Origin of the sequence: Gordonia hongkongensis, assembly GCF_023078355.1 — a bacterium.
GTDB lineage: Bacteria > Actinomycetota > Actinomycetes > Mycobacteriales > Mycobacteriaceae > Gordonia > Gordonia hongkongensis.
Window position 1 is genome coordinate 4,014,163 of the sequence record NZ_CP095552.1, and the last position, 16,015, is coordinate 4,030,177.

The following is a 16,015-nucleotide window of genomic DNA, read 5'->3' on the forward strand; positions in this document are numbered from 1 at the left end:
TCAGTCATCCCCACCGGGACCACTGCCGTCGGAACCATCGTCACCGTAGCGACCCGCGTCCCCGTTCAGGCCGTTGTACCCGTCAGGATCGTCGAGGCCGTTGTACCCGCCGCGACTGTTGTACCCGCCGCGACCGTTGTACCCGACCCCGCGGCCGGCCACACCGTTCTCGCCGACTCCCGGCTCCCCCGCGCCGGGCTGCCGGGATCCGATGATGCCCGGCAGGGTCGCACCGGTCGGCCGCGTCGCGGCACCCGCCGACCACGCCAGCACGCGATCACGTTCCGCGGGCGTCACGAGCGGACACTCCCCGACCGCGGCATCCGGTCGGGCGGTGAGCCCGTCGAGGAGCGTAACCAGGCGCTGCGCGAGCAGTTCGACGGTCCCCTCGTCGAACAGGTCCGTGGCGTACACCATCGACGCCGACCAGGACCGGTCCGGACGGGCGACCACCGCGACCGTCAGGTCGAGCTGGGCGGACGTGACCGGCGACTCGAGTGGCGCGACCCGCAGCCCCTCCGCCTCGAGCACCGGTGAACCGCTGCCGGCGTTGGTCAGCGTGAGCATGACCTGTGCCAGCGGCGAGAACGCCCTCGACCGGGTCGGGTTCAGACGTTCGACCAGTGTCTCGAACGGCACGTCGGCGTTGGTGAAGGCGTCGAGGTCGACGACCCGGGTGTCCTCGAGCAGTTCGGCGAAGCTCATCGACGGGTCGACCTCGGCCCGCAGGACCAGGGTGTTGACGAACATACCGATCAGCTGATCGATCTCGGCGCGTCCGCGACCCGCGATGGGCGTGGCCACCGCGATGTCGTCGGTCGCGGTGACCCGGGCGAGCAGCACCGACAGGCCCGCGTGCACCACCATGAACGGCGTCATCCCGCGATCGCGCGCCAGCGCCGAGATCCGCGCCGCGACGTCGTGCGGGATCTCGAAGTCCACCCGCGCACCCCGCATCGACGCCACGGTCGGGCGCGGGCGGTCGGCGGGCAACTCCAGCACGTCGGGAACCCCGGCGAGCTGACGCAGCCAGTACGACAGTTGCCGGCCGACCACCGACGTCGGGTCGTCGACCGCCCCGAGCTCGCGTTGCTGCCACAGCGCGTAGTCGGCGAACTGGACCGGCAGCGGCGGCAGGTCCGGTGTCCGGCCCGCGGCCCGGTCGCGGTAGGCGGTCACTACGTCGGTCATCAGGGGCCGCATGGACTCACCGTCGCCCACGATGTGATGCAGCACCGCGAGCAGGACCCACGAACCCTCACCGCGCTGCCACAACCGGATCCGGACGGGCACCTCGGTGGTTACGTCGAACCCGGCGGACAGTGCGTCGAGGAGCTCGGCCTCCGAGGCACATTCGACGAGCCGGGGCAGTGCCGCCGGACCCTCGGCGTCGTGGACGACCTGCGTCGGCCGGCCGTCGACGGCGGGGAAGGTGGTCCGCAGGATCTCCTGCCGGGCGACGACGTCGCCGATCGCCGCGCTCAGGGCCTCGACGTCGAGCTCGCCGCCGAGTTCGACACCGATCGGCAGGTTGTACGCCGCCGACGCCGGGTCGAGGCGGTTGATGAACCAGATCCGCTGCTGCGCGAACGACAGCGGGATCTCCGCCGGTCTGGGCTCGACCCGGATCACCGGAGCGCGCAACCCGCCGCGGTGTTCTCCGAGAGCGGCCAGGGCCCGCGGGGTGGGCGACTCGAACACGTCCCGGACGCCGATGTCGGCGTTCAACGCGTCGCCGACGCGTGCAGCCAAGCGGGTCGCCGACAGCGAGTTGCCGCCGAGGGCGAAGAAGTCACCCGTCACCGACACCGCGTCGACGCCCAGCAGGTCGGCGAAGACGGCCACGACGCGCGCCTCGGCCACCGTCTCCGGGGCCACGAGGTCGTCCGCCGCGATCTCCGGGGCGGGCAGGGCCCGCTTGTCCAGCTTGCCCGTCGGGGTGAGCGGCAGGGCGTCGAGGACCGTGATCGTCGCCGGGATCATGTACGACGGCAACCGATCCGCGAGATGGTCGCGCAGCTCGCCGACGTCGACGGCCGCGGCCCCGCCCGCTTGCGCGTCCGACGTCGGCACGACGTAGGCGGCCAGGGCGGTCGCGACCGACCCGCCCACCCCGAGCACCACGGCCGTCTGGACACCGGGATACGAGGACAGCGCGTTCTCGATCTCGCCCAGTTCGATGCGCAGCCCGCGCAGCTTCACCTGGTCGTCCGAACGTCCCAGGTACTCGAGCACCAGCTCACCCGACGCCGAGCGCACCCACCGGACACGGTCGCCCGTGCGGTACATGCGATCGCCGGGCACCCCGAACGGGGACGCCACGAACCGTTCGGCGGTCAGTTGCGGGCGCCCGAGGTAACCGCGTGCCAGCGAGACGCCGGTGGCGTACAGCTCGCCGGCCATCCCGACGGGCACCGGCGCCAGGCGCTGGTCGAGGACCAGCAGACCGGTACCCGGCACGGGCGCGCCGATGGTCACCGGTCCGTCCGGATCGAGCGGACCGCTGATGGTGACCGCCACCGAGGTCTCCGTCGGACCGTAGGCGTTGTGGAACGCGACCCGGTGCGACCACGCGCGGACGAGTGCGGCCGAGACCGCCTCGCCACCCGAGGCGAGCATCCGCAGTGCGGGCAGCTCGTCGGGTTCGACCGTCGCCAGCACACTCGGTGTCAGGAACACGTGCGTCAGCGCGTGCTCGCGGAGGAATCCGGTGAGCACCTCGCCGCCGACGACCTCGTCCGGCCGGTAGACCAGCGTCGAACCCGAGGTCGAGGCGAGCAGCCACTCGAGCACCGAGGCGTCGAAACTCGGTGAGGCGTAACCGAGTACACGTGAACCCGGACGGATACCGAACCGCTGCGCCTCGGCGACCGCAAAGGCGTGTGCACCACGATGGGTGACCGCGACACCCTTGGGCACACCGGTCGAGCCGGAGGTGTAGATGACGTAGGCGAGCGCGTCGAGACGCGGGGCACCCGACACCTCACCCGGGGTGAGCGGACTGCCGTCGACCTTGCGCACCGCCTCGGAAAGGGTGTGCACATCGATCGACTCGACCTCGCCCGGGACGTCGACGCCCGAATCCGGTCCTCGTCGATCGGACGTGATGACCAGTCGCACACCGGAATCGGTGATCATGTGCGCGATGCGATCGGCGGGCAGCGTCGGGTCGACGGACAGGTACGCCGCACCCAGCTTCGCCAGGGCCCACTGCCCGACCAGACGGTCGACGGTGCGTCCCACCGCGAGCCCCACCACGTGATCGACGCCGATCCCCCGACCGGTCATCCACCGCGCGAGACGATTCGAGCGCTCGTCGAGCTCGGCGTAGGTGAGCGATGCGCCGGTGCCGTCGGTGACCGCGACGGTCTCGGCATGCGTGGCCGCGATGTCGGCGAAGACCTCGCCCAGCAGTCGCGGCTCCGGCGCCGCCGGACCGTTCACCGGGGCGAGTTCGGCGGCTGCCGCCGCGTCGAGCAGGGCGATCGCCGAGGTCGGCCGATCCGCATCGTCGACGGTCGTCCGCAGGATCTCGCGCAGTGCCGCACCGAACACCCGCACCTGGTCGTCGGCGAAGGCCGACGGGAGGTACTTGAGCTTCAGCAGCAGGCGATCGCCCGACGGTGACGACGCGAGGTTGAGCGGATAGTGCGTCGAGTCGTCGGCATCCACGCCGACGATCTGCAGACCACCGGCCAGCGACGTGTCCGCCGTCGACAGCGAGTCGGAGTCCACGGGGAACGACTCGAACACGGTGAGGGTGTCGAAGAGGGCACCCATCCCGGCCAGCGCGGTGAGGTCGGCGAGGCCGACGTGCTGATGGTCGAGGACTGCGACCTTGTCGGCCTGCATCGCGGCGAGCACGTCACCGATGGCGGCGGTCGGATCGACGTCGACGACGCTCGGGACCGTGTTGATGAACAGGCCGACCATGCCCTCGACACCATCGAGGTCCGACGGGCGGCCCGACACGGTCTCACCGAAGGCGACGACCCGGTTACCGGTCATCCGCGACAGCAGTACCGCCCACGCGAACTGCAGGATCGTGCTGACCGTGACCCCGCGCTCGCGGGCGAGCCGATTGATCGCGGCCGTCGTCCCGGCGTCGATCCACTCCTCGTGGTTGCGCGGCAACGAGGTGGTCGTGGCCTCCTCGGCGCCGGAAACCAGCGTCGGTTCCTCGAGCGGCGACAGCACCTCCCGCCACGCGGCGAGACCTGCGGCCCGGTCGGTGGCGGCGAGACGCCGGACGTGATCGCCGAAGTCGGTCTCCGCGGCGATGGTGGCCGTGTACGTGCCGACCCCGGCGTAGAGCGCGAGCAGGTCCGCGAGGACCAGCGGCCCGGACCAGCCGTCGAGCAGGATGTGGTGGTTGGTCACGATCAGGCTCAGCGTCGTCGCGGAACCGGCGGCGTGCTCGACACCGACGAACCGCATGAGCGGCGGATTCTCCAGATCGAACGGCGTGATCCGTTCGGCGTCGGCGATCTCGCGCACCCGCTGTGCGGCCCCGAGGTCGTCGAGACCCGCCTCCAGGGACACCTCGGACCACGGCAGGTCGACGCGCGGGGGCACGACGGTCACCAGTGCACCTCCGGGCGTACGCACGTACCCGCTGCGCAACACCCGGTGGTGGGCCACCAGTTCCTCTGCGGCCGACCGCAATCGCGAGCGGTCGATGTCGCCCCCGAGGTGCAGGACCGCCTGGGTGACGTAGACGTCCACGCTCGCGGCTCCCGCCGACAGCCCATCGTCGACGGCCGACGGGTCTCGCGACGCCATCTGCGACTGGAAGTACAGACCGGACTGCAGCGGCGTGAGTGGCCAGACGTCCGCACCCGGGAAACGCACCGCGAGCGCGTCGAGTTCGGCCTGGGTGACGGGCGTGCCCGGCACGTCCGACGGCGAGCGGCCCGGGTCGCCGACCGCGGCGACGTGCTGCGCGAGCGCGACGAGTTCATCCGCCCACAATTCGGCGAGCGAGGCGATGTCGTCGGTCCCGAACAGTGCCGACGGGAAGGTGAAGTTGGCCGTCAGGCGCCGGGCATCGCCGTCGCTCTGCGTTCCGACGTTGACGCTCAACGGGTTCAGCGCGACCATCGCGCCCGACACCGACGGCGGCATCCCCGGTGCGCTCGGCGCGCCGGTGAACGGGATGACGTCGTGCTCGGGTTCGGCCGCGGGGCGTCCCGCGCGTCCGGCGCCGAAGAAGTTGAACCCGATGCTCGGCAGCGGACGCTGCGACAGCTCGGTATCGGCGCCGTAGCGCAGCACACCGAAACCGAGCCCGCCGTCGGGTTGCCCGAGGCGTTCCTCCTTGGCCGACTTCACCGCATGGGCGACGTCGGTGGACGGATCGACGGCGACCGGGGCGATCGTGGTGAACCAGCCGACCGTGCGGGACAGGTCGACGGCGCGTTCGCCGTCGGCGGTGACGATCTCGTCCTTGCGGCCGTGGCCCTCGACCAGGACCGTCACGGGTGCGACGTCGGCGATGCCGCGCGCGGCCTGCCACGACCGGACCGCCCGTGCGAACGTTCCCAACAGGACGTCGTTGGCGTTGCCGCGGAACGCTTCCGGCACCGAGGTCAGCGCGGCCTCGGTCACCTGCGCGTCGAACGAGTGGACCACCGACACCTCGGTGGCGAACCGGTCCCGCGACGCGTCGAAGTCGATCCCGAGATCAGTGGGCCGGGCCGGGAGCCGCTCGAGCCAGTACGGCAGCTCGGTGGCGCGCCGGTCGGCCTGTGCGCCGACCGCGTGGGCCCACGCCCGCTCGGACGTCGCCTCGGCACGCAGGGCGATCGGCTGACCCGCTGCCCGCTGCGCCCATCCGGTCACCAGGTCCTCGACGATGATCGGCCAGGACACCGCGTCGACACCGAGATGGTGGATCGCCAGGACGACCCGGCCGACGCCGTCGACGTCGGTGACGATGCCCGCCGCGACGAGTACACCGGTCGACGGATCGAGGTGTGCCAGCGCCTCGCCATGCGCGGCGCGCACATCCTCGTCGTGGCCGGGGGTACCCACCGACGAGGCCGAGGACCGCGCGAACACGTACGGCGCTGCGCTCGGGCCATCGGTTCCCGAACCATCTGGGCTCACGCCGGAACCGGCGACGAGTCGCCAGCGGTCACCGTTGCGGGTGAGACGCGCGGACAGCATCGGGTGCACCGCGATGAGCTCGGACAGCAACTCCGACAACGCGTCCACGGTGAGCCCCGACGGTGCATGAAGCACCCGGTACTGCGAGAAGTCCGCGAAATCGCCCGGCTCCGAAGAGTGTTCGATCATCCACGACATCACCGGCAGCAGCGGCAGGTCGCCGTGCGCGCCGCCCGCGGGTTCGTCGAGCGCCGGCAGGCGGTGGGCCTCGCCGGCGACCACGCGGGCCATCGCCCGGATGGTCCGTTGCTCGAAAATGTCTCGCGGTGTCAGCGTGAACCCGGCCGCGCGAACCGCCGAGGCGAGCTGGATCGACATGATCGAGTCGCCGCCGAGCGCGAAGAACGACTGGGTGACCGAGACCCGCTCCAGTCCGAGCAGACCCGCCACGATGCTCGCCAGGGTCTCCTCCGTCGCGTTGGCGGGCGCGACGTGATCGGCGTCGAGCCCCGCGAAGTCGGGGGCGGGCAGGGCGCGGCGGTCGAGCTTGCCCGCGCTGTTCAGCACGACGTCGTCGATCGGCATCCACAGTGTCGGACGCATGTACTCCGGGAGTGCCTGTGTCACCGCGTCGCGCAGGACCTCGAGGTCCACGGTCGACGGCGCGACATAGGCGACCAGATGCTGTCCGCCCCCCGGCGCGTCGACCACCGTCACCGCGGCGTGCACGACGCCGGCCGCGGCCGCGACGACGGACTCGATCTCGCCCAGTTCGATGCGCTGGCCGCGCAGCTTCACCTGGAAGTCGGTGCGGCCGAGGTACTCGATCTCCCCGTCGGTGTTCCACCGCACGAGATCACCGGTTCGGTAGAGCCGCGAGCCGGGCCGGCCGAACGGGTCGGCCACGAAGCGCTCGGCGGACAATCCCGGTTGCGCGGCATACCCGCGTGCCACCTGATCGCCACCGAGATAGAGCTCACCCGGGACTCCCGTCGGGACAGGATTCAGTCGCGCGTCGAGCACATGGGTGGTCGTGTTCCAGACCGGCACGCCGATCGGCACGACCGACGGTGCCCGGGTCACGTCGGCGTAGGCCACCTCGACCGCCGCCTCGGTGGGACCGAACAGGTTCACGATCCGCACGTGTGGCAGCAGCTCGTGGGCACGGGCCACCACCGCGGGCGGTAGCGCCTCACCGGAGGCGAACAGCCAGCGGAGCGTACCCAGGCGCGAGATCGTCTCGGCCGGTACGACATCGAGGAACACCGACAGCATCGACGGGACGAAGTGCACCGAGGTGGCACCGCTGGACGCGATCAGGTCGGCGATGTAGAGCGGGTCGGCGTGACCGCCCGGTTCGGCGATCACCATCGTCGCCCCGGTCAGCAACGGCGCGAACAGCTCCGGCACCGAGACGTCGAAGGTGTACGGCGTCTTCTGGATGATGCGATCGCCCAGGGTCCAGGGGTACTCGTCGAGTCCCCACCACAACCGGTTGGCCACGGACGCGTGCGAGACGGTGACGCCCTTCGGCCGTCCCGTCGAACCCGAGGTGAACAGGGTGTACAGCGCGTCGTCACCGCGGATGGGCCGAACGCGCTCGGCGTCGGTGACCGGCGGAGTCGACTGATCGATGTCGCGGGTCGAATCGACGGTGACGCGCCGGATCCCGTCGTCGAGACCGGACAGGTCGGCCGCCACGGGCCGCGGTCCGACGAGGAGGACCCGCGCGGCCGCGGTCTCGACCATGTAGCGCACGCGGTCGCCCGGGGCCGCGGTGTCGATGGGCACGTACTGTCCACCCGCCGCGGTCACCGCGTGGACCGCCACGACCATCTCCACGCCGCGATCGATGCACACCGCCACCGCGACGTCGGGACCGACGCCCAGCGCCAGCAGCTCGCGCGCCACATCTGCGACCCGGGCTCCGAATTCGCGATAAGACAGCTCACGGTCAGCGAAGGTCAGCGCGATCGTGTCGGGATGCCGGGTAGTGCCGGCCTCTACCCCGGCGACAACGGATTCCGCTGCGATGACGATCTCGGTGCCACGGGACCGACGCAGTATGTCCGCAACCTCGGCGGGTTCGAGGAGCGCCGCCTCAGCCACCGGCGCCTCGGTCCGCGCCGTCAGCTGATCGAGGATCGCGACGAACCTGCGGGCCAGCTGAGCCACGGTGTCCTCATCGAAGAGGTCCCGTGCAAACACGAACTCGAGCGGCCAGTCGCCGTCGCGCTCGGGGACGGTGACACCGACGGTGAGGTCGAGTTTCGCCGGCGGGTCTGCGGGCGACATCGGTTCGATGTCGAGACCGGCAACGGAGGCCGGGGCCGTGTCGGCTCCCATCTCGGGGAGAGCCGTCTGACCGAAGGTCAGCATGACCTGCGCCAGTGGTGCGAACGCCTCCGACCGTACGGGGTTGAGTCGCTCGACGAGCGTCTCGAACGCGACGTCGGCGTTGGCGAACGCCTCGAGATCGGTCTCGCGCGCCTGCTCGAGGAGTTCGGCGAACGTCATCGACGGGGCGATCTGCGTGCGGAGGACGAGGGTGTTGACGAACATACCGACCAGCGGGTCGAGGACACGCTGGCCGCGTCCGGCCACCGGCGTCGCAATCGCCACGTCCTCCCCCGCCGACAGACGCGCCAGCAGAACCGCGAGCGCCGCATGTACCACGATGAACGGCGTCGCGTCGGCCTCGCGAGCGAGGTCGCGCACGCGGTCGCCGATCTCGGCCGGTATCGCGGCACCGACCCGGCCGCCCCGCTGCGAGGCGACGAGCGGCCTCGGCCGATCGAACGGCAGCGTGAGCACCTCGGGCAGATCGGCGAGTTTGTCTGCCCAGTAGGACAACTGGGCGCCGATCACCGAGTCCGGGTCGGACCCGTCGCCGAGGACATCGTGCTGCCAGAGCGCGAAGTCGGCGAACTGGACCTCGAGCGGTTCGAAGTCGGGTGCCCGCCCGGCGACCCGTGCGTCGTAGGCGTTCATCACGTCGGCCAGGAGCGGATTCATCGACTCGCCGTCGGCTGCGATGTGATGGACGACCACTGCGACCACGGACCGCCCCGGCTCGACCGGCCAGACCCGCACACGGACCGGCCAGTCGGCGCTCACGTCGAAGCCCGCGACGATCGCGCTCTCCAGTTCGTGCTGATCCGCCACGATGCCCCAGTCGAGGCGTTCGGCGATCTGCTCGCGCGGGTGGATCAGCTGATACGCCGCCCCCTCGACGGACGGGAAGGTGGTGCGCAGGACCTCATGGCGCCCCACCACGTCGGCCATCGCCTGATGCAGTGCGCCGGTGTCCAGAGGTCCGGTCACCTGCAACACCACCGGGATGTTGTAGGTCGGCAGCGACGGATCGAACTGGTTGATGAACCACATCCGCTGCTGCGCGAACGACAGCGGGACGAGTTCCGGCCGTTCGGCATTCGCGACGATCGGGGGCAGCGCCTCCGCGTGTCCGGACACCTCGCCCACCAGCGCACGCACCGTCGGCGCCTCGAACAGGTCGCGCACCGAGGTCTCGACGCCGAGCACCTCGCCCACCCGGGCGGCGACGCGCGTCGCCGACAGCGAGTTGCCACCGAGGTCGAAGAAGGACTCGGTCACGCTGACCTGGTCGATGCCCAGGACCTCGGCGAACACCGCGGCGACCGCGACTTCTTGGTCGGTCTCCGGTGCCACGATCTCACCGACCTCGATCACCGGTGCGGGGAGCGCCGCCTTGTCGAGCTTGCCGACCGGGGTGAGCGGGAGCTCGTCGAGCACCGCCACCGATGCCGGCACCATGTGCGCCGGAAGTCGTTCGCCGACAAATGCTCTCAGCTCTGCCGGATCGACCTCGGCCCCGGTGGTGACCACGTAGGCGGCCAGTGCGGTGGCGACCGAACCGCCGACACCGACGACCACGGCCGAGCGGACCGCCGGATGCTCGGCGAGAACTGCCTCGATCTCACCGAGTTCGATGCGCAGACCGCGCAGCTTCACCTGGTCGTCGCTGCGCCCGGAGTACTCGATGACCGGGGCGCCGGCGGAATCCTGCTTCCAGCGCACGATGTCACCGGTGCGATACATCCGGTCACCCGGGTGACCGTGCGGGTTCGCCACGAACCGATCGGCGGTCAGGCCCGGACGGTCGAGGTATCCGCGCGACAGCGCGCCGCCGTTGACATACAGCTCACCTGCGACCCCGATGGGGACCGGACGCAACTGCGCGTCGAGCACCATCAGGCCCACGCCGGCGAGCGGGCCGCCGAGCGAAACCGGCTCGCCCACCGCCATCGGCGCACTGATGGTCACGCCGATCGTGGTCTCGGTGGGGCCGTAGAGGTTCTGGATCCGCCGGAACGGCGCCCAGCTGTCCTTGAGCGCCTGCGGCACGGCCTCGCCACCGGCGTAGACGACCCGGAGGGCCGGGACGGCCTGCGGTTCGATGGTCGCGAGCACGGTCGGCGTCAGGAACGTGTGGGTGATCGCCTGCCGCATCATGAGGTCCTGCAGCGGCGGGCCGCCGACCGCGTCGGCGGGGCGGTAGATCAACACGCCGCCGGACACGATCGCGAGCAGGTACTCGAGCACCGACGCGTCGAAGCTGGGCGAGGCGAAGCCGAGCACCCGCGAGTACTCGTCGGCACCCGACCGGCGAATCTCCTCCGCGGCGAAGTTCGCGAGGCCGGAGTGGGTCACGGCGACACCCTTCGGTCGCCCGGTGGAGCCCGAGGTGTAGATCACGTAGGCGACGTTGTCCACCCGCACCGGCCCACGACGATCCGCTGCGGTGATCGGCGCGTCGGACAGTGTCTCGATCTCGGCGGACAGCGTGGCGTCGTCGAGACGGAGCCACGAGAAGCGTTCCCCGGGAAGGGTTCCCGACGCCTGGACGGCCAGGCCCAGGATCGCACCCGAGTCCTCGACCATGTTCGCCACCCGTTCGGCGGGATAGTCCGGGTCGATCGGCACATACCCACCACCGGTCTTGGCGACCGCCCAGATCGCGACGAGCAACTGCGCGGAGCGGCCGATCGCCAGAGCGACCAGCTTCTCCGGGCCGATGCCCTGACCGATCATCCAGCGCGCCAGGCGGTTCGACCGCGCGTCGAGATCGGCGTAGGACAGCCAGACGTTGTCGGCGTCGACGACGGCCTGACGCGGACCCCACTTCGCGGCGGCCCGGGCGAACAGATCGCCCAGGACGACCGGCTCGGTTCCCGGTCCCCCGGTGACGACCGCGTCGGAGTCGGCGATCGACACCGTTGTGCGCTCCGGCTCGGGTTGCGCTGCGGCGCGGGCGAGTTCGGCCAGCGACATCGTGTCGCCGAGCGTGATCTGCCGCAGCGGGGTCCGGGGATCGTCGACGGCCTCGGTCAGCAGTCCGACGAGCTGCTCGCCCAGGCGGACCGCGGTCGACTCGTCAAACAGGTCCGTGGCGTAGGTGATGGTGCCCGCCCACTCCTCGCCGCGGCCGGGCTGGGTCATCCCGATGAGCAGGTCGACGCGCGCCGGGGTCTGACCGGTGTCCACCGCACTCACCTGGAGGCCGGCGACCTCTCCCACCGACAGGTCGGCGCCGGCGAGCTCCGGCAGGGTGGATTGGTCGAAGGTGAGCCAGACCTGGGTGAACGGAGCGAAGGCCGCCGACCGCTGGGCACCGGCGGCATCGACGACGATCTCGAAAGGCACATCGGCATTCGCGAACGCGCCGAGATCGGCCTCCCTGGTGGCCTCGAGCAGATCGGCGAAGCCGCGGTCGAGGTCGACGCTGGTGCGCAGCACGAGCGTGTTGACGAACATTCCGATCAGCGGATCGAGCACGCGTTGACCTCGACCCGCGACCGGGGTGCCGATCGCGATGTCGTCGGTCGCCGACAGGCGCGAGAGCAGCGCGGCCAACGCCGCGTGCACGACCATGAAGGGTGTGGCGCCGGTGTCCTGCGCGACGCGCGCGATCCGGTCACCGACCTCGGCCGGCACGGTGAAGGAGGCGCGTCCGCCGCGCTGGCTGGCACGAGCCGGGCGGGGCCGGTCGGTGGGCACGTCGATCACGTCCGGCAGACCGGCCAACCGCTCGACCCAGTAGGCGAGCTGGCGACCGACAACGGATTCCGGATCGTCGGGCGAGCCGAGCACGTCGTGCTGCCAGATCGCGAAGTCGGCGAACTGGACCTCGAGATCTGCGAAATCCGGGTCGGCATCGGCGGTTTCGGCCAGATAAGCGGTGACGACATCGCTCACCAGGGGCATCATCGACTCACCGTCGGAGGCGATGTGGTGGGTGACGACCGCGAAGACGTGCTCGTCCGGGGCCACCTCCCAGATCCGCGCGCGGATGGGCCAGACGGTGGAGACGTCGAATCCGGCGGACACCGCGGCCTCGATCTCCGCCTGCGAAGACACCTCCTGCCAGTCGAGGCGAGCGGCGACCGAGGTCGCGCGGTTGATCTTCTGATACGGCGTGCCGTCGGCGGACGGGAACGTGGTCCGCAGCGACTCGTGCCGCGAGACCACGTCGATGAGTGCGGCATGCAGCGCCTCGGTGTCCAGCGACCCGGACAGCCGCAGCACCACCGGCAGGTTGTAGGCAGACGAGGCGGTGTCGGCCTGGTTGACGAACCACATCCGCTGCTGGGCGAACGCCAGCGGGATCCGTTCGGGTCGCGGAACCACCGGGACGATCGGTGCGCGCGCGGGATCGAGATCCGCACTGGCGCTGGCCAGTTCGCGAACGCTGGGTGCGTCGAACAGGTCACGCACCGAGATGTCGGTCCCGGTGACCTCGCCGACCCGCGCGGCCAGTCGCATCGCCGACAACGAATTGCCACCGAGATCGAAGAACGAGTCGGTGACGCTGACCCGCTCCACCCCCAGCACGTCAGCGAATACCGCCGCCACGGCAGCCTCGGCCTCGTCGGCCGGTTCCACATACTCACCGGCAGCGAACACCGGCTCCGGAAGCGAGCGGCGATCGATCTTGCCCGCCGTGTTCAACGCGATGTCCTCCACCGGCATCCACACGCTCGGCCGCATGTACTCCGGCAACGCTTCCGCGACGACGGCCTTCACCGCATCGAGATCGATACGCTCACCCGGCACACCGGCGAGGTAACCCACGAGATGCTCACCACCACCAGGAGCAGTCGCCACAGTGGCCGCCGCATGCACCACACCCGGAGCCGACGCGATGACCGCTTCGATCTCACCGAGTTCGATGCGCTGTCCGCGCAGCTTGACCTGGAAGTCGGTGCGACCGAGATACTCCAGCACGCCATCGGGACGGCGGCGCACCAGGTCGCCGGTGCGGTACAGACGCGAGCCCGGCCCGCCGTACGGGTCGGCGACGAATCTCTCGGCAGTGAGGTCCGGGCGGGCGGCGTAACCGCGGGCGAGTTGGACCCCGCCGAGGTAGAGCTCGCCGGGCACGCCGGGAGGGACCCGGCGCAACCGCGAATCCAACACCACTGCAGAAGAATTCCAGACCGGGACACCGATGGGCACCGTCGGATCATCCGCGGCGACGGAGTGAATCCGCTCGAACGTGATCTCTACCGCGGCCTCGGTCGGGCCGTACAGGTTGAAGAACCAGGCATCCGGCCACAGTTCGCGCACCGGTGCCGCGACCGCAGGCGGCAACGCCTCACCCGTGGTCGAGACGATCCGGAGGGTGTCCAGCGCGGCGAGCTGTTCGCGGTCGACGACCTCGAGGAACACCGAGAGCATGGACGGCACGAAGTGCACCATCGTCGTGCCGGTGCGGGCGATCTCGTCGGCCACCTGCCGCGGATTGAGGTGACCACCGTCGGCAAGGACGACCACGCGCGCACCGATCGCCAACGGCGCGAACAATTCCGGCACCGAGCAGTCGAAGGTGTACGGCGTCTTCTGCATCACGACGTCGTCGGGGCCGATCGGCAGCGCGTCCAGGCCCCACCACAGGCGGTTGAGCACCGCCGCGTGGGACAGGGTCACACCCTTCGGACGTCCGGTCGACCCGGAGGTGAAGAGGGTGTATGCCGCATCGTCCGGGCGCAGCGGCGCGAGTCGCTCCTCGTCGGACACCGGGGCGGCGGACGCCGCGTCGACGTCCAGCAGTGCCGAGGCGTCGACGGTCATGACACGGACCCCGGCCTCGTGCGCGGCGTTCACCGCGCCGGGTACCCCGTCCGCGTCGGCGACCAGCAGCACTCGCGCACCGGCGGTCTCGTACATGTAGCGAACGCGGTCCGCGGGTGCGGCCACGTCGACGGGTACGTACTGACCACCGGCGGCGACGACGGCATGGATGGCCACCATCATCTCAACCGATCGCGGAACACACAGCGCCACCGCGACATCGGGGCCGACGCCGGCGGCGATCAGTTCACGGGCCAGGGTGTTGACCCGGGCCGAGAACTCTCCATATGACACCTCCCGCTCACCGAAGACGAGCGCGGTTGCGTCGGGGGTGCGCTGCGCCTGCGCGGCCACAGCCTCGCTGACCGTCTGCACGGCGGGCAACGCGACATCGTCGCCCCACTCCGCAGCCTCGATGGCCGCAACCGTCGACGACGCCACGAACGCCGCATCCCCCACCGCGACCTCGGGCACAGCAGTCAACTCACCCAACAATCGAGTGAACCGATCGACGAACTCCACCACGGTCGACTCGTCGAACAGATCTGTCGCGTAGATGATCGAGACCGGCCAGTTCTCGCCATCGGGTCGCGAGGACACCGTCACCCACAGATCGACCTGCGCGGCGACCGCCACGTCGTCGTATGCGGCGACCGACAACCCACCCGCGTCGCCTATCGCATCCGCCGCCGAAGCAGCCGGGTCGAACGAGAAGATGACCTGCGCCAACGGCGAGAACGCTTCGGAACGGACGGGGTTCAGGCGATCGACCAGGGTCTCGAACGGGATGTCGGAGTGGGCGAAAGCGTTCAGGTCGACCTCGCGGACCTGTGCCAACAGTTGTTCGAACGGCTGTGCGCCGTCGACCGCCGTACGCAGCACCAGCGTGTTGACGAACATGCCCACGAGCGGGTCGAGCACTGCCTGCCCACGGCCGGCGATCGGCGTACCGATCGCGATGTCGTCGGTCGCCGACAATCGCGCCAGCAACACCGCGAGCGCCGCATGCACCACCATGAACGGCGTCACATCGGCCCCGCGTGACACCTCTGTGATACGGGCACCGATGTCAGCCGGAATCCCCACGTCGTACCGAGCACCCCGGCCCGACGCGACCGCGGGACGCGCCCGATCCGCCGGCAGCTCCAGCACGTCCGGGAGACCGGCCAATTGCGCGGTCCAGTACGCCAGTTGCCTGCCGACGATCGACTCCGGATCGTCCGGGTCGCCGAGAACGTTGCGCTGCCAGATGGCGAAATCACTGAACTGCACTGCCAGCGGGTCGAACTCGGGCTCACGCCCACCTGTCCGGGCGTCGTAGGCGGTGACCAGATCCGACACCAGCGGTGCCATGGATTCTCCGTCCGCACCGATGTGATGCATCACCACGGCGAGCACGTACTCACCGGGAGCGACCGGCCACAGGCGCGCCCGGATCGGCCAGTCCTCGGTGACATCGAAACCCGCGGTCGCCGCGGCCACAAGAGCGTCTTCGGAGTCGACGATCTGCCAGTCGAGGCGATCGTCCACCGCGGACTCCGGGTGCACGAGTTGGTACGGCAGACCCTCCACATCCGGGAAGGTCGTACGCAACACCTCGTGCCGCCGCACGACGTCGACGAGCGCCGCGTGCAGCGCATCGGTGTCGAGATCGCCCGAAAGACGCAACACGGCCGGCAGATTGTGGGTGGCCGCACCCGGTGCGAATCGGTTGATGAACCAGATCCGTTGCTGCGCGAACGACAGCGGAATCCGCTCCGGCCGTGGGTCGACGACGGTGATCGGGGGCAGCGCC

At 70.4% G+C, this 16,015-nt stretch carries 1 protein-coding gene and 2 pseudogenes; all 3 read right to left on the minus strand.

Translation table 11 applies throughout. The features are described 5' to 3' along the window. Nucleotides 1-6,711, minus strand: a complete 6,711-nt coding sequence (locus MVF96_RS24695) for an amino acid adenylation domain-containing protein (protein ID WP_418930450.1) — start codon at nt 6,709-6,711, stop codon at nt 1-3. After that, a pseudogene (locus MVF96_RS24700) lies at nt 6,697-13,137 on the minus strand (amino acid adenylation domain-containing protein); the annotation flags it as partial. The pseudogene MVF96_RS24700 and the gene MVF96_RS24695, both read right to left, overlap by 15 nt. Then, nucleotides 13,117-16,011, minus strand: a pseudogene (locus MVF96_RS24705) (non-ribosomal peptide synthetase); the annotation flags it as partial. The pseudogenes MVF96_RS24705 and MVF96_RS24700, both read right to left, overlap by 21 nt. Between the last annotated feature and the right edge of the window lie 4 nt (nt 16,012-16,015).

What these genes read in the sequence shown, in the direction of transcription:
- MVF96_RS24695 (WP_418930450.1), bottom strand. Translation starts at nt 6,711, where the DNA reads ATGCGTCCGACACTGTGGATGCCGATCGACGACGTCGTGCTGAACAGC.